26 protein-coding genes are annotated in these 20,834 nt (G+C 31.3%); 17 read left to right on the top strand and 9 right to left on the bottom strand.

Annotation, left to right across the window (positions count from 1 at the left end; genetic code table 11):
• Window positions 1–65 precede the first annotated feature (65 nt).
• The 9 genes from INR78_RS01130 to INR78_RS01170 form a co-directional block, all read right to left on the bottom strand.
• The gene (locus INR78_RS01130) at window positions 66–377 is read right to left on the bottom strand and encodes a DUF6660 family protein (protein ID WP_105045957.1); all 312 of its coding nucleotides are present in this window, start codon (window positions 375–377) and stop codon (window positions 66–68) included.
• Window positions 378–435: 58 nt separating this feature from the next.
• The gene (locus INR78_RS01135; protein WP_223077124.1) at window positions 436–2,499 is read right to left on the bottom strand and encodes a Piwi domain-containing protein; all 2,064 of its coding nucleotides are present in this window, start codon (window positions 2,497–2,499) and stop codon (window positions 436–438) included.
• Window positions 2,500–2,519: 20 nt separating this feature from the next.
• Entirely contained in the window at window positions 2,520–2,813 is a 294-nt protein-coding gene (locus INR78_RS01140) for a helix-turn-helix domain-containing protein (RefSeq protein ID WP_113966042.1), read from the bottom strand.
• A 163-nt stretch (window positions 2,814–2,976) separates the two neighbouring features.
• On the bottom strand, window positions 2,977–4,716 hold the full coding sequence (locus tag INR78_RS01145) for a DUF3987 domain-containing protein (protein ID WP_223077125.1): 1,740 nt from the start codon (window positions 4,714–4,716) through the stop codon (window positions 2,977–2,979).
• The gene (locus INR78_RS01150; RefSeq protein ID WP_223077126.1) at window positions 4,713–5,621 is read right to left on the bottom strand and encodes a BT4734/BF3469 family protein; all 909 of its coding nucleotides are present in this window, start codon (window positions 5,619–5,621) and stop codon (window positions 4,713–4,715) included. The genes INR78_RS01145 and INR78_RS01150 overlap by 4 nt, the downstream gene beginning before the upstream one ends.
• Window positions 5,608–5,904 carry a helix-turn-helix domain-containing protein gene (locus INR78_RS01155; RefSeq protein WP_223077127.1) on the bottom strand — a complete coding sequence of 99 codons (297 nt, stop codon included), beginning with the start codon at window positions 5,902–5,904 and terminating at the stop codon, window positions 5,608–5,610. The genes INR78_RS01150 and INR78_RS01155 overlap by 14 nt, the downstream gene beginning before the upstream one ends.
• A 2-nt stretch (window positions 5,905–5,906) precedes the next feature.
• Window positions 5,907–6,203 (bottom strand): helix-turn-helix domain-containing protein, encoded by a 297-nt coding sequence (locus INR78_RS01160; protein WP_120202855.1) that lies wholly within the window; start codon window positions 6,201–6,203, stop codon window positions 5,907–5,909.
• A gap of 211 nt (window positions 6,204–6,414) precedes the next feature.
• Window positions 6,415–7,419 carry a DUF6617 family protein gene (locus tag INR78_RS01165; protein ID WP_120202857.1) on the bottom strand — a complete coding sequence of 335 codons (1,005 nt, stop codon included), beginning with the start codon at window positions 7,417–7,419 and terminating at the stop codon, window positions 6,415–6,417.
• Window positions 7,412–8,524, bottom strand: coding sequence for a site-specific integrase (locus INR78_RS01170; protein ID WP_211328357.1), 1,113 nt, complete (start codon window positions 8,522–8,524; stop codon window positions 7,412–7,414). The genes INR78_RS01165 and INR78_RS01170 overlap by 8 nt, the downstream gene beginning before the upstream one ends.
• A gap of 898 nt (window positions 8,525–9,422) precedes the next feature.
• On the opposite strand from INR78_RS01170, the gene INR78_RS01175 reads away from it, so the two are divergent.
• From INR78_RS01175 to INR78_RS01255, 17 genes are all read left to right on the top strand, one after another.
• Window positions 9,423–9,881: a hypothetical protein gene (locus INR78_RS01175; protein ID WP_223077128.1), complete on the top strand. Its 459-nt coding sequence runs from the start codon at window positions 9,423–9,425 to the stop codon at window positions 9,879–9,881.
• Between the two features lie 161 nt (window positions 9,882–10,042).
• Window positions 10,043–10,576 (top strand): hypothetical protein, encoded by a 534-nt coding sequence (locus tag INR78_RS01180; protein ID WP_223077129.1) that lies wholly within the window; start codon window positions 10,043–10,045, stop codon window positions 10,574–10,576.
• 129 nt (window positions 10,577–10,705) lie between these two features.
• Window positions 10,706–11,461, top strand: coding sequence for a hypothetical protein (locus tag INR78_RS01185; protein ID WP_181256091.1), 756 nt, complete (start codon window positions 10,706–10,708; stop codon window positions 11,459–11,461).
• 163 nt (window positions 11,462–11,624) lie between these two features.
• Window positions 11,625–11,864: a hypothetical protein gene (locus tag INR78_RS01190; RefSeq protein WP_223077130.1), complete on the top strand. Its 240-nt coding sequence runs from the start codon at window positions 11,625–11,627 to the stop codon at window positions 11,862–11,864.
• The gene (locus INR78_RS01195; protein WP_223077131.1) at window positions 11,864–12,400 is read left to right on the top strand and encodes a DUF2199 domain-containing protein; all 537 of its coding nucleotides are present in this window, start codon (window positions 11,864–11,866) and stop codon (window positions 12,398–12,400) included. Before INR78_RS01190 ends, INR78_RS01195 begins: the two co-directional genes overlap by 1 nt.
• A 131-nt stretch (window positions 12,401–12,531) precedes the next feature.
• Window positions 12,532–13,086: a hypothetical protein gene (locus tag INR78_RS01200; RefSeq protein ID WP_223077132.1), complete on the top strand. Its 555-nt coding sequence runs from the start codon at window positions 12,532–12,534 to the stop codon at window positions 13,084–13,086.
• 136 nt (window positions 13,087–13,222) lie between these two features.
• Window positions 13,223–13,756 carry a hypothetical protein gene (locus tag INR78_RS01205; RefSeq protein WP_223077133.1) on the top strand — a complete coding sequence of 178 codons (534 nt, stop codon included), beginning with the start codon at window positions 13,223–13,225 and terminating at the stop codon, window positions 13,754–13,756.
• A 178-nt stretch (window positions 13,757–13,934) separates the two neighbouring features.
• Window positions 13,935–14,621 (top strand): HEAT repeat domain-containing protein, encoded by a 687-nt coding sequence (locus INR78_RS01210; protein WP_223077134.1) that lies wholly within the window; start codon window positions 13,935–13,937, stop codon window positions 14,619–14,621.
• A gap of 149 nt (window positions 14,622–14,770) precedes the next feature.
• Window positions 14,771–15,397: a hypothetical protein gene (locus tag INR78_RS01215; RefSeq protein WP_223077135.1), complete on the top strand. Its 627-nt coding sequence runs from the start codon at window positions 14,771–14,773 to the stop codon at window positions 15,395–15,397.
• Window positions 15,398–15,549: 152 nt separating this feature from the next.
• Window positions 15,550–16,008 (top strand): HAD family hydrolase, encoded by a 459-nt coding sequence (locus INR78_RS01220; RefSeq protein WP_223077136.1) that lies wholly within the window; start codon window positions 15,550–15,552, stop codon window positions 16,006–16,008.
• Window positions 16,009–16,128: 120 nt separating this feature from the next.
• Window positions 16,129–16,629 (top strand): hypothetical protein, encoded by a 501-nt coding sequence (locus INR78_RS01225; protein WP_223077137.1) that lies wholly within the window; start codon window positions 16,129–16,131, stop codon window positions 16,627–16,629.
• Between the two features lie 148 nt (window positions 16,630–16,777).
• Entirely contained in the window at window positions 16,778–17,215 is a 438-nt protein-coding gene (locus INR78_RS01230) for a hypothetical protein (protein ID WP_223077138.1), read from the top strand.
• A 140-nt stretch (window positions 17,216–17,355) separates the two neighbouring features.
• Entirely contained in the window at window positions 17,356–17,988 is a 633-nt protein-coding gene (locus INR78_RS01235) for a hypothetical protein (protein WP_223077139.1), read from the top strand.
• Between the two features lie 131 nt (window positions 17,989–18,119).
• Window positions 18,120–18,701, top strand: a complete 582-nt coding sequence (locus INR78_RS01240; protein ID WP_223077140.1) for a hypothetical protein — start codon at window positions 18,120–18,122, stop codon at window positions 18,699–18,701.
• A 144-nt stretch (window positions 18,702–18,845) separates the two neighbouring features.
• Entirely contained in the window at window positions 18,846–19,550 is a 705-nt protein-coding gene (locus INR78_RS01245; protein WP_223077141.1) for a hypothetical protein, read from the top strand.
• Between the two features lie 157 nt (window positions 19,551–19,707).
• Complete coding sequence (locus tag INR78_RS01250; RefSeq protein ID WP_223077142.1) at window positions 19,708–20,091, top strand: hypothetical protein; 384 nt, start codon at window positions 19,708–19,710, stop codon at window positions 20,089–20,091.
• A 168-nt stretch (window positions 20,092–20,259) separates the two neighbouring features.
• Complete coding sequence (locus INR78_RS01255) at window positions 20,260–20,772, top strand: hypothetical protein (protein WP_223077143.1); 513 nt, start codon at window positions 20,260–20,262, stop codon at window positions 20,770–20,772.
• Window positions 20,773–20,834 lie beyond the last annotated feature (62 nt).

The raw sequence follows: 20,834 nt of genomic DNA on the forward strand, positions 1-20,834 counted from the left end.
AAGCGAAGCAATGCTTTTGTTAAAAAGCATTGCGTAAGGATATAGCTATCCTTTAAAAAACTGAATTATGCCTGTGGTGGCTGTAAAATGGAAGTGGTAAAATCTTTTTTTATACCGTTTAAGTAGAGAAAATCTTGAGAAGAAATGTATTTAAACTCAAATTTTATTTCTGCGAATTTGAAATAAGTTACGTTTAAATGGCAACATTGGCAAATACAAAATGGGGAACATAAATCTGCATCTTGATGTTGGTGGTTATCACCTAAATCTTGAGAAATTTCTGTTTTAACTTCATTGTCAAAAGTACCTGTATCTTCACAAGGCACTAAATTTAGTGTGAAGATATAGATTGACAGTATGAATGCTAAAAATTTCATTAAGGCAAATATAAGAATTTTTTAATGCAATGGTTGTGCAAAGAAAAAAGGCTTCGGATTATAAAAACCATAAGGTTTCTTGACCAAAAGGTGGTATTTCCTTGCTTTCAAAACGAGGTGCTATTTCTGCAACCATTTCAGGATATTTAATTGTTATTGGTACGTTTTGTTGACGTAAGGATTTCCAATATAGCCTACTAAATTGATACACTTGCTCTATTAGCTTTCTAATCATTTTACTATCATTTAAAGCCTCTGGTGTAGGACTTGATATTTTAAGTTTTATTGGAAATGAGTAACTTGAATGACTTGGGTATTGAACTGTTGTCTTATACCTTAAATTATTAAATAAAAGATATTTGTGTTCATCTTTCCTGCCTATATTTATAAAAGTACCACTCATAGGTATTAGCTCACCATTCCAATTTTGGTCGAAAGCAATTATATCTTGAGATTTTGTTTTATTGATATTTAAAACAAATAAAGGACAAGGCAATTTAAGTTTATCCATCATTTCTAAAACAGGTTGTATTTCCTCATCCTTCATATCCTTATAAAAGTGAATAACTATTTTTTCAGGTATTTGGTTTGTTGGTACGTATTGATAGATAGCATCACTTAATGCACCCCCTAACTGTTTAACATCAGATTTACTGAAATAATGAAATTCATTAAACCTTCCATTATTTTTAAAACTGAATGCACTTGCTACATATCGAATGTTTTCTTCGGTATTTTTAAATGCACCCACACCAATAACTAATTCATTTTTAGGTTTGACATTTAGTTGCCAAGGTGTACCATCTAATTTTGCTAATAAGGCTAATGAAATGTTTGTTAAATCGTATATGAACTTATGTTGATTTCTTCTAAATCTATCAAACTCTATTACTTGAGATATAATTCTTTTATATAAAAGCTGTTCTTTAACCTTGTAATACACTAACTTTTTTTCAAGATTGGGTTCGTGCTTGTTAAAAGGGCTTAAATAAATAGCAACGTAATTAATGTTAGGGTCTGATTTAAAGTCTTTTATACCTTGTGAAATTTGAGGTAATGGATTTTCTAAATCATCAAATACTATATTGACATCATTATCGAAATGTGCTAAAACACCTGCATAAATGTTTAAACCTTTATACCAACTTGTACCATCTTCCAATAATTTTTGCAATGCTTCTACTTCTTTAGCATAACTTGTATGATGTATAAAGAAGAAATGCACATTATCTAACTGACAAGGATTTAAAGGTTTTAAGTTCTTAAAATCTATTTTGGGATTTCTACCAACACCATTTTGGAACAATAAATCATTACTTTCATCAGTTACTTCACCAATGCGATTTATTTCTACTGGCAGGTAATCATCATTATTTACAGGGATAACTTTATTAAATTCATCACTTAAAATGAAATGTTGAATAAACTTATCAATTTTGTGTTTATAACCAATATATTTATTGGAATCATCTTTGGGTTCTGGTTTAATTTTAAACGCATTACGTAAATCGTTATTCAAAATGGCAAAAGCCTTTGTGTTATCATCAATAAATTCCTTTTCCTTATGATATTTTAATAACCTCATTTTATATACAACTTTATTAAGATTTGTTGTTGAGGTATGTTTTATAATTTCAGAAATAGGTTTTTTAAACACTTTAGCCATACCATCATAAGAAATAACTAACTCACCATATTCACTAACTTCTTTAATTTGTACTTTGACCGTAAACTTATAATACTGCGCGAAACTTTTATTTTGATATGATCTATTACCTATCCAAATTTGATTATCATTCACAAAGTTTTGACCAACAAGTTTTTTAATGCTATTAAAGAATTTTTTGATACGCCAATTATAATAGTGTTTAATTAAGTCGGTTGGTTGTTCCTTTAGATTGAGTGATAAGGGATGATAGCCTTCTTTTTCGTAAATAAACGATGTGTATATGAAATCAGGGTTTTCTTCTTTTATACCAGGAAACAATTCTTCAATATTGGTTGGAAACTTTGTTTTATAGAGCTTTTGAGCATTACCAATTTTCTCTTTACTTAAATAAAAAGTTATTGGTTTGTCTGGTAAATCAAACGTTATGATATTGAAATAAAGTTCCTGACTCATAATACTTGGGTTTATTAATTCTACTTCTTGCTCAATCTATTAATTTTTTGTTCTACAATTTTGAGGATTTCCGTACTGTTCTTTTCATCTTTTAACATAAAGACAATTTTATCTGCCATCCAGAATTGAAGCAATTCATTTTTATTTTGTTTTAATACTTTGGCTAATGCTTCAGCTTGCTCTTTACGAGCCATACGAGTACCACGTTCAATTTTACTTAAAAGTGCCGTATCAATATTCATTTGAGAAGCAACTTCTCTTAATAATAATTGCTTTTCTTCTCGTATTTCTCTGATGTATTCTCCAAACGTCATTTTGGGGATATTTTGACTTGTCAATATTTGTCTAATGTAAGAAAAAGAAAATAAGAACTAACAAAAAGATATTAACAATTATAAACAGGAAATGAGGAAGTTAAGGATTTGAGGATATAAAGTATTTTTATAAATCCTCGTTTCCTTAAAATCCTCAAAATCCTTATTGTGCTTTTGTCGGATTTGTATAATTGTTATGAGCTTCCCTATGTATTAGACCAGCATCAACAAATTTAGTAATATAGCCTTCTGCTGTTTTATGAGGAATCTTGTTTTTGTCGGCTATATTTAGGTAATCTTGTCTTGTAAATTGATAAGGTAGTGCTTCTAAAAAACGCTCTTTTCTATTGGCTCGTTTTATTTCTTTTTGCTCAATAGGTAAATCGTTAAACACCTTACTACTGTGCTTTACTAATACGCTTATCATTTCCAATGTATTTTCGAAATCTATATCCTCACAATATCTTACTTGGTTTACATCGCCATCTTCCAGAATGCGAAAAACAGAAAACAACATTATAATTCTGAATGCTATTAACCCCAAACGCCTAACGGTTGCTATATAGTCATCGGGTTGAAGATTGAGGTATTTGGTTTGAAGCTTCTCAAAAAACACATTAAACTTTTGTTGTTGCTCTATTGTTAGCCTAACTTCAATATCAGGATTGTTTTTTAGGGTTTTGTACAACCCAAAAAATTCTTTTCCTAATTGGTCGTAATATTCATCTAAACCGTTGGTTGTATCGGTTTGAAAAACGTTTTTCCAAGTAGGTTTGATATTCATATAATAAAACATAAATCGACTAAATAAGCCATTTTCAGCACTTGGAACCAATGCTTGAATTTGTTTTGGTGTGCCAGATAACACCGTTGACAAACAAGGTCTTTCAATATCTACATACTCTCTATCGGTTCTACGATAGTAACTAATGGTTTCGTGATGAAATGCTTTACGAAAACCATCGGAATAATTACCGTAATCACTTTTAAATGCTTGTGCTAATGTATCTCCTTCGGTTTCAAAAATCAACCCTCTACCTTCATTATCGGATATTAATTGGTATACACCTGTTACACTATTGTTAGCCGGAATAAACAACATTCTTTCAGGTGGTTTGCTCGGTTTTTCCATAGTTTCACTTTTCCCCTTATTCATATTATAAGTAGCCATTTCAACCTGATGCTGTTGCTTTAGGGTTTTGGATTGTTCGCGTTTTTGTTTGTGAACAGGGTTTACCAAATTTTTAATTTGGTTTAATCTTCCTTTTCCTGCTGAAGCTGGTGCTGTAACAAATAAATACAAGTTGCTAAATACTTTACGTTGGTCGTACACGCCAAACAATTTTGGAAAACAAGCACTAAACGCTGTTAATGCTCCCAATAACAAAATATCACGTTCTTCATTACTGCTTGATGGTTGTACCACTTGTTGCAAAAATGTTGGAATGTTGTTGTAAACTGTTGAAGGTATTGTTGGCAATGGTTGTTTTACTTCCTCTGGTTGTTGCAACACTTCAACAACTTGTTGTTGCTGTTTTGGTTTAATACCAACTTGGTGCAAATGGTGGTATAAGGTTGCTATGCTTATACCGTGTCCTTTTGCCTGTAAACACTTGTTATATTGTTCGTCACATTCTTTATGGTCATAACCTGAATAATTTCTGCTAATTCTATGATAGTAATCACGTCCAGCTTCACCATATTCCTCTGAAATTGCAAATCCAATATCACGCCACTTCTCATAAGTATCAGTAATATCGATACCTGATTGTTCTAATGCGTTGATATATGTTTCAATATCATTTGCAACAACTGTTGTTAGGTTGTTGTTGATTGGTTTTTTCGGCATTTCTTTTTGCTCTGGAACAGCTAACCAATCTTTCGGGTTGAATATCTTTGTCATATCTTCTGATGTCTTTTATGTAGGTATGCCAATGGATCGTGCGATAAAAAACACGCTCTGGAAATGTCTTTACCCGATTGGTCAACCTCAATGTTATATGTTTGTTTTATGTAATTGGCCACCGCAATAAAATATTCTTTGTGTGGCACTTTGGAAATATCGATTCTAATTATCCATTTTAAGCCTTCTCCTGAAGGTGATGTAAACAACAATTCGGTTTCAAAATATTCATCGTTTAATAATTGTTGTTTTAGTTCTTCAAGATTCTCTAAATGGTCAAAATCGATTGTTAATAATGATGAATGCTCAATTAAACTATCATCATTACGTTTAGAAAACACACCTGAAAATGTTACATAATCAAAATGATTTGCTTTAAATTTCCGTGCTTCTTTAGGGTCTTTAATCGCTCTAAATTGCTCTGTGATACTTTTATACTTATCGCTTGTAATACGCTCAAATATTTGATGTAATCTTACTTTTTCAGTTGGAAACACATTTCTAATTGGTGCTTTATAAAAACTGCTGTAAGCATACCAAGTATCATCGGGTGCATCTAACCAGGATAATTCATCTTCCTTTTTAACTTCAAAATTTAGATTCATTACCTCATTAATTTTAAGTAACAATTCTTCTTCTTCGATAAGTTTAAAATGATAGGATGCAAAATCGAATACATCGCCTTTAAAATCGGTTAATTCTGTGTCGTAATGCATTGCTTTATTTTCAACAACATTAATTTGTAATGTTGATTTACAACCGTTAAAAGGATTTCGGGTTATCCCGCAGTCCCTTCCTTTTAAGGAAAGGACTGTTGATTTAGGATAATACTGCCTTAATACATAAGCGTAAATATTTAACCCATAATGCGTTTTCTTTAAGATGCTTTCTTTACTTATTTCCATCGCATTTAAAATTTGGGTTATAATAATTGCTTTGTAATAGTTCCTCTATATCAGATACTTTGTAATAAAACTTGCCTTGAATCTTGCTATATGGAATCGTACCATTTGAACGGAATGTTTGCAATGTCCGTTGGCTAATATGTAGCGTTTGCATTACGTCCTGATTATCAATCCACATATCTTTTAAGCGTTCTGCTCTCGTAGCTCTTATTAATTCGATACGTGCCTTTAATTCCTTAATCTCTTGTGAGAGTGCCAAGAGTAAATCGATGATTTCAGTCATAACTAAATCCTTCCTTTTTTGATTAAGTAATTAGCTGCCTGTTGCTCAATTTCATCTTGGGAATCCATACGGTTACGAAGTAACCATTGGTCTAACTCCTGACGTTGGAAATAGATTTTTTTACCATTCGGTTTATAGTGTGGAATGGCTCCCGTACTTGTAAGTTTATACAAGTGCGATTGTGATAGTTCTAAATACTGACAAGTTTCATTGAAATTCAATACTTGCTTTTGCAACGTTTGTTGTTCTACTAACAACTTTTCGATGCGTTCTAAACGTTCAAATATTTTAACGTCCATCTTATTATAAATTTTAATTTAAAAATGGACTTCTGCGCAAAAGTCACCCTTGATTGTCAAGGACATAACAAATATTGAAAAAGGTGTTTGGTATAACAGAAAAGAGAAAAAATGGTATTATTAAACCATTGTAAAACAATGTTTTACGCCGTTTTTGGTATTATCTATTTGGTATTAAGTAGAGAAAATACCACTTTTAAAAAGTGAAGTTTTATTTGATTTGGTCAAGCCAAAAATTGGCTTCAACTAATTTTTGATAGGCTCTTTTTTCAGTACCTAAAAATCTACGGTATTCTTTACCTGCATTACTACTTGGTCCATACCGATAAGCAAAGAATTTATAAATGTGTTTAGGCTCTATTTTTTTAGATGGTTTACTGTCAAAAAATATTCTTTCATTAAAATATTTAGTTTCTGTTAACTTAACCATAAAAGCTGCAAGTAATATTTTATTACCTCTATCCTTTATGAAGTTATATTCATCATCTATAATGCCTTTTTCATTTAATAGCTCCTCTAATTTTGCAAATTCTCTTTGTTTAATCTTATTAATAAGTTCGTTATAGGATAAGACATCATTGTTTTCCTCTCTAAAATCACCTTGTATAGCGTTGAAAATTGAACTTTGTTTTACTTGTTTCCTGACCGTTTTTATTTCTGCACCGGAATAGGATTTTACAATTAACTCTTGTGGTGGTTCTTCATTAAAAAATACTTCGTGCAGTTCTTCTATTGTATAAATTTCAGCATCACTTAATTCTGAAAATCGTTCTTGAAGTTCCATAAAAAGCATCATCGCATTTGCTTTTAAAAATGAAATGATATAGGCTTCATCAGATTTATCATTTTGAATTGGCTTTAAAGACAAACTTTCATCAATAACATTATCTGAAATGTAATTTTTAATCTGGGTTAAATAATTTAAAAATTTACGGTGAGCATTATCATATAGAAAAGACAAATGATCAGCTGTTGAGTTTGCATCAAGTACATCATTAATTTGATTAAAATTTTTGATGTACTCGTTTTCTATTAATTTTAAATAGTATTTACGCTTGTTAGAATACGCCTTTTTGAAGTCGATTTCATATTTAGGCGTTGTATTGAGGTATTGCTTTTTAAAGCCTTTTAAAAGCTCTTTAAATTGGTTTTCGGTTCTTTTATCATCAGTAACCTTTTCCACATACAGTAAGTCGATAAATAGGTCTTTAGCCATTTGGGTTAAGGTTTATTCTGTAAGCTGCTTGTTTCTTTTTGTCATCAATTACTTTAGCGTAAATTTGAGTTGTTTTCAAATTCTTATGACCTAACATTTTTGATACTGTATAAATATCAGTACCCAAAGTCAGTTGTAATGTTGCAAAAGAATGACGCGCACAATGGAACGTGATATTCTTCTTAATTTCTGCCTCACCAACCCATTCTTTTAGTAGGTCATAATTTCTCTGAACGTTATTAATATTCTCGAAAACTTTTTTAGTCGATTCGCCTTTTTCTCCTAACAATTCAAATGCTTGTTCGGAAATTGGTAAGGTTTCAGCTCCTTTAGTTTTCTTTTGCTTAAATCTAATAAAATTTCCATAGGTTTCTGAATATTGGATTTCAGACCATTGAAGTTTTGTAATATCTGACCAACGCAAACCTGTAAGGCAGGAAAAAAGAAACGCATTTTTTAATTGTGGATGTCGGCTATCTGTGTTAAAAAGCTTTCTTACTTCTTCTAAAGTTAAAAATTCCATATGTGTATCTTCTTCTTTAAAGTTTTCAACTGAAATAGCAGGATTGTATTGTATTACCTTTTCTTTAACAGCTTGTCGTAATACCGCTAAAAGTTTTTTAAAATATGCTGATTTTGTGTTTTGGCTTAATGGTCTTTTACTTCTGGAAAGTGCTTTTTTGTCTAAATACTCTTTAAAACCTTCTACCCACTCTTCATCTATTCTTTCAAAAGAAATTCCCGTAGGATGATAATCTTTTAAATGTTTTAGAGTACTATTCCATACACCTAAATTACCTTTACTTTCTGAACGTCTTTCAATCCATTGTTCTAAATACACGAAAAAATTGCCTTGTTTCTTTTCTTTATTTTCAAAACCATAAATATTATTCTGTACCTCTAAATGTCTTTTGGCTCTGATGCTTTCAGCAAGTTGTAAGATTTTCTTGTTTTCTAATTTCTGCGCTTTAGTTAAGGACCCTTTGTCGGGTTCTGGCGTTAAATATAATTTCAAGTACTCGTACTTACGATTTCCGTTTTCGTAATAATCAAGATATAAACTAATTCGTTTCCCTTTTCTACGTTGGCGTAAAGTAACTTTCATTTTCCTTATATTTACTGTGTTATACTATGCGTTTTAAGAGTGTTATATGGGCAACAATACGGCAACAAATATAAGCAAAAAAGGGTAGTTTGGCAACAAAAAAGAACGTGAAATATTATATAAACCAATGATTAATAGGCAGATAACAAACAAAGGAAAGATAATGAATTTCCTACCGGAATTTCATTGCAATTCACTATCTTTCGGCTATGGCGGAAAGAATCCTGCGGATTTTTCCGCAACAAATCATAGCCAAACACGTTGTAAGTAATTTAAAACCAACTAAGTGAACGACAATTTAAGAATAGTATTAAGTCTTTTATTTGCATTATTGATTATTACTTTTAAATATTCAATGAGTGTTGATATTCTTGCTAATATTATTTTGTTGATGATTTTAATTTTTGATATATCAAAGTATAGCCGAATTGAAAAGACCAAATCAGTTCTAATCTATTACTTATCTTGGATTTTGATTTCTGGTTGTGTGATTTATTTAAGAAATGTTGGACTGAATTTCTGGTCGCCTACAATTCTGATTTTAACGATCAAAACCATTGTCCTTTTATTATCCTATTTGAGATATAAAAGATTTTATGTTACGAAAACTATCTTAGGATATTTATGGCTGACAAGTTTGTTTCTATATCTATCGGAACTTATCCTGAATTCTACACACGGACTCGGAAAACTAAGCTTGAACCTTGCAGTCATTTCATCAATTGAAAGTATTTTGATAATTATATTTCAGAAAAAACAAGTTATTTTCGAACCGAGTATTATAAACATTAGTTGGAATAATATAAAAAACTACTTACAACAACGTGTATAATTAATTGCGGCTGAAATTCCTATCGGAATTTCATTCTTATTAATTATCTTTGGTTTACGGCGGAAAATGACTGCGTCCTTTCCCGCAACTAACCATACACAAACACGTTGGCAACAAGCTGAAAAAATGACGAACGAAATTGAATTTGACGAGAATTTGTGGTTTAATCACAAAGGTTGTGAAGGAAAACATTATCTGATTGGAAATCCACATACTTTTCGCGGACGAATTTATGCTTGGTGTCCAAAAAAGGAACGGAGTTTTTTCGTGTCGTTATCTGAAATTGAAAATATGTCGGAATATTCAAAATATTGGATAAACGGATTTTTAAATGGAAATCAACCTGAACCACCAACTGACTCAAATGGAGATGTTGACTTTGAAAGCGTGGAATATAAAAAATGGACTGAAGCGGTTGAATTATTTACTCGAACTGGATATTGGACTGATGAAAAACGGAACTGTGAAAAATGTGGAACGGAATTACTAAACGCTGAACCAAATGTAACCTGTGAAAACTGTTAATCGGAATAAAAGCCAGTTGCCAACAATGTATAACCGCAATTACGGCGGATTCGACTACGTCCGAATCCACTCGGAATTGCTAACGCCAGTTCTAAACCGAAAAACATTAACTTTAAACCCGTAACTGACGGTTATACGAGACCGTTAGGCAACATTTGAAAATGACCGAAAACCAAAAGAAATCTGACAGACAATACGCTGCTTATATAGCTCGGAAATTTTTCAGTGGAGCAATTTCAAAGCATCAGATTTTGGACAGTTTTCCCGACTTTGAAAATGATTATAAGATAAAGCGACTTTATAATCTGATTACGAATAAGCCGAAAAAAAGTTGGTTATTTGGAATCTCTGAAAAGAAATACCAAACTTTTATTAATGAAACTAATGAACTAATTGACGAGCTCGAAACTGGACGATTGAGATTGGAGATTATGAAAAGATTATTTAATGAATTATGGTTGCATTCGGACAATTGTGCAGAGCCTATTGATCATATTTCGTTTTCAATAAGTGAAGTTGCTAAATCAACAAATGAATCTAGAGAAGAAATTAGAACGCGATATCTGAATTTTCTAATGGAAAAGGGAATTGTTGAATTAGTATCTTGTAAACCATTGAAACATAGATTTACGGAACTTGGGAAAAAGATAAAAACCGAATCTGATATAGAAAATTTAATAAAAAACGTTGCCTAACAATGTATAAATTCAATTGCGGCTGAATTTCCTACGGAAATTCATTGCAATTTTCTATCTTTCAGCTCAATCGGAAAATCGTACCGATTTTCCGCAACTGAAATTTATACGCTAACGTTGGCAATAATTATGAAGAAACTGACTTACTTACTTTTTATCTTTTTGCTTCTATCAAATTTATTGAAAGCCCAAGACTTTTATCTGAATGTAAAAGGAGCTGATAGTATTACCGAAAAAGAGTTGATAGTTAAATACAAAGATGGTTATAAACAAACCAAGAAAGTTAAGAATTCTAAAAAGAGAAAAATAAAACTCAATCATCTTAAAAAATCTGAATTGAGCTTTATCAAACTGAAACTGAATTCGGACACCTTATTTCTGAAAAATGAAAACACTTTGTTAGATATTGGAGTAAATATCAGTTCAGGATTTAAAGAACTTTTCAATGATACACTAAATGTTTTTCTGGACACTTATCCTTATAAACACGCAGGAAGTCAATTTATAGTAAATCGTTTTTCAATAGATAAGCTACCTGAAGTAGAAAAGATTTTGATAGTACAAATAAACAAGAATGCCTATAACGTGAAATGGCCAACTTTTAAATTAGAGGAACATTCGGAATTTTTCTCTAACTTAATTAAAGATGATTTCTGCAATTGTATGTCAGACAAAGAATTTGATAAAACCAATTATAAACAAGTTTTTGATTCTTGTATAACCGAACCAATGACCAAAATTATTCCACATTTGGAAACTACTTTAAAAAGGTACAGTTATGATAATAAAGATGGTAAAGGATATGAAGAAAGAGTTACGGAATTTATAAACGGAATTTTATTAAAAGTCAATTTACATTATAATGAAAACTGTTACAAAGAATAACTATTGCCAACAATGTATAACCGCAATTACGGTGGATTCGACTACGTCCGAATCCACTCGGAATTGCTAACGTCAGTGCTTAACCGAAAAACATTATCTTTAAACCCGTAACTGACGGTTATACTAGACCGTTACCCAACATTTGACCAAAAAACCGTAGAAATTGAAATTTAAAATTGGACTTTCATTATTTTTTATTTTCGGATTTTTCTTTTTCAGAATAATCGGACCAATAATTACTGGAAAACTTAAAGATTTTCATATCAGAAATAATACAGGATTAGTTAAGAAAGCACCAGGTATTTTTAAGTTTTTTAATCTTTTTTTTAAAGGTTTCGCAATATTCTGTTTGATTTATGTAGTGATGATTTGGACTGGATTTGTAACAATACCAAGCGAATAATGTTCTGGAAAAGAAAGAAAAATAAAACAGCGGAATTTAAATGTCCTGAATGTGGAAAAATCCATTCGGAATGGCCTGCTTTGACTTTTAAATCACCAGCTAATTACGATTTTTTATCTGACAAAGAAAAAACTGAACTTGGAAAATTGGATTCGGACTTTTGCGAAATCCATTACGAAGACCAAATTGACAGATTTGTAAGAGTAACTCTAACTCAAAAAGTAAATGATACTTGTGAAAACTTGGATTATGGACTTTGGGTTTCGCTGAGTGAAAAAAGTTACTCGGATTATAAATCCAATTTTGACAATGAAAATCACGAAACTGGATATTTTGGTTGGTTATGTAGTAACATTCCAGAATACGGAGACACAATGTCAATTCCTTGTGATGTAATGACAAAAAGTGGAAATGATAGACCTGAAATTTTTCCTCACGAAGATTTTGACCATCCATTTGTTCGCGATTATTATGATGGAATTTCAAAAACAGAAGCGGAAAAGAGAATAAACGAAATGATAAAAAACGTTGGGTAACAACGTATAAAATTAATTGCTAGTGCAAGCCTACTTACGAAAATCCTCGCGGATTTTCTATTCGGTTTGTATTTGCTAAATTAGTTGCTTAAACAACGCAACTAATCTTATACAAAACCGTTACCCAACATTTGAAAAAACCACTCGAAATAGAAATTATAAATTATGAAAAGCCGATTAAAGAATTAATTGGAATGACTATTTCTGACGTAAACTATTACGAAATTGATTACGGAGAACCTACGTGGAATGAAACCGAATTTCACTCACTCGATTACGGAATTGAACTAATAATGTCGGATAAAACCACTTACTATTTTATTTGGGGAAATGAATTTACTCAATATGATGTTAAGTTTAGAAAGGGAAATATTTTAACTGAATTTAGTACTGAAAATGGTACTAAAAAATATAACGCAAAGGACAATCAAAACTGGACGGAATTAATTGGGAAAAAAATAAGCGGTATTGAAAGCTTTTGGTCTTATTGGAGTTTGATTAATGATGAAAAAAGGAATTATTATCCACAAGACGTACGAATTGAATTTGAGAATGGAAAAGAAATTTGGATTTCTGCACTCGAAATTAGGGAAAATAGAATAATTGGAATGCAAGACCATTTGACAATTATATTTGACAAACAAACAGCGGAAAAATATAAAATCGGAATAAAAAACGTTGGGTAACACCGTGTATAATTAATGGCTGGTTCTCGCCTACTTACGAAAATCCTCGCGGATTTTCTATTTGGTTTTTATTTGCTAAATTAGGTGCTTAAACACGCCACTAATCATACACATAAACGTTACCCAACATTTGAGAATGCAATTCAAAATTAAAATAATCTCTATAGTATTTGCAATTAATACTATTCTTTTAATTTTAAATATTAAGTACCAAGACGAGACATTAAGTGTTGTTCAGGATTTAACTTATGGGAAATTATTTTTATTTTTTGGATTTTTTTGTTTTGTTTTCTACTTAATAATAGCGAAATTCAAAAAAGCTTTTAATGTCCTATTAATATTTGCAACCATCGCTTTTTGCATCTCATTATTTTTCAACCTTCGTTTGGCAAAAGACAACTATGACAGAATCCAATGCAATGAAGGTATATCTGAATATTTTGAGTATTTTGAGTATGACTCTTGTGAAAAAATTAAAAAGCGTTTTGAATATGACTTGATAAATCGACAACTCAAATATTTTCTGGATCCATATAATCACGATTTGGAATTTGAAGAAAAAATAAGAAACGAAAAACACATCGAGCTCGTTGGAATAAGTTGCACACAGTTTACTTCAATGGAATGTTATAATGAATTGGTAAAGAATTACATAAAGAAAAGTGATTAAAAAAACGTCGGGTAACAATGTATAAATTCAATTGCGGCTGAATTTCCTACGGAAATTCATTGCAATTTTCTATCTTTCAGTCTAAATCGGAAAATCGTACCGATTTTCCGCAACTGAAATTTATACGCTAACGTTAGGTGCAAGCGCAAAACGAATTGGAATAAGCTGAAATATAGAAATGGGAATACTGAAAAATATATTTGGAAAAAAGGCTGAAACTGTTGAGAAGACTACACCGAAGGTTTCTGAATACTTCATTGATATTGACCCAAACTCAGATTCTCTATCTAAAGCGTTTAAGGACTTCTATAAAAACCACTTTATCAATGCTTATGGACTTTCAAGAAATGAAGTAGATACATACTTCTTTAACTCAATGTCTGAAAATGAAAAAGAGATTGCTAAAAGACTCATTCGCCAAAATCTAAAACTGAGACAATCTCACCTTTTCAAAGCTGCAGGAATTTTAAAGGATAAACAAGCTCTGCCAATTTTATATGACCAATTAAATACTAATACGAATTTAAGTTGGCTTTTAGTAATCGGACAAGCAATATGGCGGATTAACGGAGATGACATTTATCCAAAACTATTAAGCCAACTAAAGGAACACTCGTCAGACACTATGCGAGAAGCTCATTTCGACCAAATAGTTGACCTAAAAAATAAAGAGAGTATTGAAATGTTGTTCAGTTACCTAAGTGATAAAAGCAGACTTGTTCAGTATATGGCTATTTCAAAACTTAATTTCCTGTCAGCAGGGAAACACGAACAGAAACAACGATACGACAAGAAATATTTTATGGAAAAAAAAACAGATGAAAAATTTAAAAATGATTTACTCGAAAAACTTAAAAAAACATAATAAAGCCAGCACCTAACAATGTATAACCGCAATTACGGCGGATTCGACTACGTCCGAATCCACTCGGAATTGCTAATGTCAGTGCTAAACCGAAAAATTTGCGTACTTTAACCCGTAACTGACGGTTATACTAGAACGTTGTGCATAATATGGAAAAAACAATATTAAATATTATTTTAATTCTGATTTTATTAGTTCTTTCTTCCTGTAAAACTCAATACTCAAATGCAGAACTGAATGCTAATTTTAGTAATGAACAAATCAAAGAACTAAATAAAATAACCGAATTTTTCAAAGCAGAAACTTGTAAAAATATTGATTTTAAAAAATGTTATCGCCAAACTAATCACGACTCTTTACAAACAAATGGAGAAGGATTTTGGGCTAAGTTAAATTTTGAAAAACAAAAAACACTTTGCGAACAAATTCCTCAATCAATATTTAAAGAAATTTGGATGTACTGTGAAACGACTTATTATCCTAGTAAAACAAAGGCTAAAAGTATTTGTGCAAATGCATTTGGTAAATACCAAAATTATCTAACTGATTTAGGAAAAACTAACCCAAGAATCGCAAGATACGCTGAAAGAATTAAAGCTTCTGGAGACTTTAATCGTTTGGATTTACAATATCAAGAAATCCTAAATGATAATGACTCGTTTGATCTAAAAGACCCTAATATACAATTAATTTTAGCTGTTCATAATTTATCAATTAATGACAAAGTAACAAGAAATGCCCATTTAATTGAAAAAAGAGCTGAGCCAAAATTTTAACAAAATACTATGCACAACAATGTATAAATTCAATTGCGGCTGAATTTCCTGCGGAAATTCATTACAATTATTTATCTTTCAGTCTAAATCGGAAAATCGTACCGATTTTCCGCAACTGAAATTTATACGCTAACGTTGTGCAACATTTGACAATGAACATTAGTTTTGACCTTGATAGTACATTAATTCCAAATGGAAAGGAATTTGAAACCGAAAAACGCAGCGGAATTGCAAAATTTTTTGGAATTGAAGAAATGCGTAAAGGAACTGCTGAATTGATAACGGAATTGAAAAAAGAGGGAAATAAAATAAATGTTTACACAACATCATTTCGGACAAAAAGAAAAATAAGACGGACTTTAAAATATTACGGAATAACGGTTGACCGAATCGTAAACCAAACAGAAAATCAGCGTGAATTAAAAATGCGGAATATAAACTCATCAAAATATCCACCAGCTTTTGATTTTGACATTCACATTGATGATTCGAATGGTGTCGGAATAGAGGCTGAACGACATAATTTTAGAGCGATAATTATTGAACCGAGTGACAAGAATTGGATTGAAAAAATTAAAAAAGATATTAAAACGTTGCACAACAATGTATAAATTCAATTGCGACTGAATTTCCTACGGAAATTCATTGCAATTTTCTATCTTTCAGTCTAAATCGGAAAATCGTATCGATTTTCCGCAACTGAAATTTATACGCTAACGTTGTACATAATTATGAAAATGCTAAATCTGATAAAAAAGAATTTGTTCTTAATTTTTCTATTGATTTATGGAATTTATTGGGTTTACGATTATTTCAGTACTCAAAGGGAAATTGATAATTTTAATTTTGGAATAAATTCTAATGAACTAAGAAAATCCTTGAGAATCCCGATAATAGATGAATCAATGACTTCTGATAATGGTTACAGATGGGAATCCTGGAGAGAAAAACCAAAGCGAAATGAAATACTTCACGTTTGGAAAAATGTAACGCCTTCTGAATCAGAAGAATTGATTTTAGAGCACGAATTCGATGCTTATAGAAAACTGAACTCTGATGGCCAAATAATGCAGTTTAATATTATTAGTGAAGTTATTGGTGATTCAGTTTCAAAGAGAAGCGGAAAATTATTCTACTTTGACTCTGAAAATAAAAATAAAATAAATCTAACCGAAATGGAAATTGATAGTGTTGCGAAAAGTTGGAATTTAAATTACTTGATTAAAAAATAACTATGTACAACAACGGCTATAATCCATTGCGGCTGAAATTCCTATCGGAATTTCATTGCAATTTACTATCTTTCAGCTATGACGGAAAGAATCCTGCGGATTTTTCCGCAACAAATCATAGCCAAAAACGTTGTAGCCAATTAACTGAATGAATAGAAGAGAATTTTTTATAAAAGTTTGGAATACATTAATTTCTATTTGGAAAAAGTGGATAAGACCAATTTTACTCATTGGAATCATTTTTTTATGTGTAAAGTTCATATTCAAAGCTATTGTGGAAAATGGAAGCGAAAGAGTTGTTGTCATTGTAGCGTTTGTAATTGGATTAGTGATATTAACAGCTCATTTAATGAAAATATTCTTCAATTCCTTTACAAAAAAACTAAACTCAATTTTACCTGAATCCATTAAATTTTGGTTACGGATATTAAGTAAAATATTGAATTATATAAGTCCAGTAATCTTTGGAATAATTATTTATCATTTCTGGAATGAAAACTCGATAAAAACAGTAATAATATTGAGCTTATTGCTTGTATATAAAATTGAAGAAATTATAAAAGAAGAAAAACTAGCTACAACATAGGCTATAATCCATTGCGGCTGAAATTCCTTTCGGAATTTCATTGCAATTTACTATCTTTCGGCTACGGCGGAAAGAATCCTGCGGATTTTTCCGCAACGTATCATAGCCAAAACCGTTGTGCGTCATTTGAGAAAACCGAAATGCTAAAGATATTTAAACGAAATATTAAATCTGAATATCAGGAAAGATTAAAAAATTCGTTTCCGAAAGAATTGCATTCGGATTTGAATGAAGTTTTAAAAATCTTGCCGTTTGAAAATAATCAAGTCAAATTATGTGATGGACAAACTCACAAAGTTGACAATCTGATTCACGAATCGGAATTGAAAATTGTTTTTGATAAAGAAACTCTAATAATTCCTTACAGGCTTTACTTTAACGAACCAAATCCAGATTTGGAAAAGTCTTTGACTGACAAACAAAAAGACATTTTAAACTGTATCTATTTGCGTCATCACAATGGATATTTAAGAGAAAAACGACTGAATTTAATATCTGATAGTTCAGAAAAATGGACTGTTCCATTTATAATCCAATTAATCGGTGAATACGTTTATGAATTGCTTCCAATAATTGACAAAAAAATAAACGAAAACACTTTGGATTATTACGCTGAATTTAGAGCCGAAAACCCTAAATATTGGCAACAGACCGAAAGTAGAATGATAAGCTATTGGAATGAATATTATAGATACAAATTCCCGAAACTGAAAGAATATTTGGGATTTGAAATTGTTAACCGAATAAAAAAACGAACGCACAACAATGTATAAACGCAATTACGGCGGATTCGACTACGTCCGAATCCACTCGGAATTGCTAACGCCAGTTCTTAACCGAAAATCATTAACTTTAAATCCGTAACTGACGGTTATACGAGACCGTTACCCAACATTTGAGAAAAATGCGAACTGAAATAAAATATTTAGAACTTAAAAGCGGATTTTCTGGAAATGGTCCAGCGTGGATTGGACTTGTTTCATTTTCAAAAAGCGGAAAGACAATCTATTTTGATGGAAAAGCTTTTCAGAGAATTGGAAGTGCGAGAATTCAAGGTAATTTTATGGATATTGAATCTGGAAATGAATATTGGATTTCTGGAGTTAAAAAAGATATGTTTGACCGACACAAATTTGGTGGCGGAAAAATCTTGGTGGAAAAACGGATTTTAAGTGAGTATTTACAAATTATTGGAAAGTCGGAATTACCTAAAACGAATTTTGAACTGACTGAAGTAAATATTGAGATTCCGATTGAGCGAATTAATGAAATAGAGAACGAGAAATACGAAACGTCTGAATTTGGAGCTGATTTACATTTTAAAGAACCGAATGAATTAAGCAATTCCGAAATTGAGTTTGTAATCGCAGAATTAATTGAGGATGAAAAAATTGCAAAATTCAATAAAGGAAGAAGATTTACGAAAAAGAAAAGACTCGAATTTGAGGCGGAATTAGAAAAACGTGGAATAAAAAACGTTGGGTAACAATGTATAACCGCAATTACGGCGGATTCGACTACGTCCGAATCCACTCGGAATTGCTAACGCCAGTTCTAAACCGAAAAACATTACCTTTAATCCCGTAACTGACGGTTATACGAGACCGTTGTGTGCAATTTGACCAAACCAATGAAACATATTTTTTTAATCATAATTTTTTCCACTTTTTTGGCGTGTAATTCCAAAAAGGATAATGCGGTTTCTAAAATCAAAAACCCAAATCCTGAAAAAGTAATTCAAGAAAAATTAAGCGGAAAAGAAATCGTGACTGAATTAGAAAAATTGGGTTATTTCAATTTGACCAGCGAATCTGAATTGGATACAGTCAAAGCCGACTTTCAAAAAGCGTATTCGGACTTACATTTCTTTCAGGGACCAATGCGTGGAGAAACTCTGAATTTTATGGATAATCGCTATCAATGGATAGATTGTGAGGAACTTTTTGAGATTGGTGGATTAACAGAATATTTAACCCAACTAAAACCGACTTTTGAAAAACTTGGACTTGAATTAGAATTCGCAAACGAAAAAAGCGAACAAGACCAAAATAGTTGGAAACACACAATTGAACTGAACGGAAATGAATACACAGCGTTTGACGGACAATTTTCTGATTTGGATTGGGGAATTGCCTATGTGAATTTTATAGAAATGTTGAATGCTGAATTAAGAAGACAAAATTCGGACGAGCAGTTTTATCCAATAAGTTGCGGAAATGATGGAATGTTCGTCTTACTAACACCAAAACAGTTGGACTTTGTAAATCGGAATTATCCTATTGACAATGAACATCCGACAACAATGAGTAATTGGAAAAGTAGAAATGGAATATAAAAAACTGCACACAACAATGTATAACCGCAATTACGGCGGATTCGACTACGTCCGAATCCACTCGGAATTGCTAACGTCTGTGCTAAACCGAAAAACAGTAACTTTAAATCCGTAACTGACTGTTATACGAGACCGTTGTGCATAAGTTGGAAAAATCGTGAGAAAATTTAAAATATTATTATTTATCGGAGTATTGTTTTCGTGCAACACAGAGAAAACGGAATACGTAAATGCGGTATTATCTCAAAAAATACATCTGACTGAAATTAGTAGTGTTTTCAAAAACTCGACTGAATTTAATAAAGATACTCTGAAAATATCTGGCGAATTGCATCTTGATTTGGAAAATAAAGGAATTTATGCCGAATCTGATAAAATATGGCTAAACTCTTTCAAACCAGCAACGGAATTAGATAGTGTATGGAAAAGAATGAATGGAAAGAAAGTTGAGCTAATCGGACTTTATAAAAGCGGAAAAACTGGTCATTTAGGATTATACAACGGACAGTTTACTGAAATATATTATATCAAAACGAAATAAAACCTATGCACAACAATGTATAAATTCAATTGCGGCTGAATTTCCTACGGAAATTCAGCCGCAATTTTCTATCTTTCAGCTCAATCGGAAAATCGTACCGATTTTCCGCAACTGAAATTTATACGCTAACGTTACCTGCAAGCTGAAAAACAATACGAAAAGAAAAAAATGACTACGGATGAAATAATTGAAAATATAACTTCGCGAGATACACATAAAGTTTGGAAATCTGCTTGTGAAATAATCAATAATAGTCAAGACTTTGAAAAAATAAAACCTATTATTAGTTATTTCCAGTTTATAAAGGAAAACACATCTGATTTGAAAATGGGTGGTGCTTTTGCGCCAAATCAAAGATTTATAGATTTTGCAATAACAATACTTGAGTTTTACAAAGACAGAAAAGAATGCTCTTGCTCACTATATACTAAAAAATTTAAATTAACAAATGACATCGTAGATAGGGAAATTCGTTATGAAATGTTTAACCCGAACAATGAAGTTGAAAAAGGAAATATAAAAATATTAAGTGTTGAGCGAATTGAAGAAAAGTGGATTGATTATTATAACGTACAATGTTTAAAGTGTAAAACACAATATAAAGTAGATGAAAGAGAAGGTCATTATAAATTTTGGAATTGGAGAAAACTGATTGAAAAGCCAGCAGGTAACAATGTATAAATTCAATTGCGGCTGAATTTCCTGCGGAAATTCATTCCAATTTAACTATCTTTCAGCTTCAA

Source organism: Mesoflavibacter sp. SCSIO 43206, assembly GCF_019904215.1.
Lineage (GTDB): Bacteria > Bacteroidota > Bacteroidia > Flavobacteriales > Flavobacteriaceae > Mesoflavibacter > Mesoflavibacter zeaxanthinifaciens.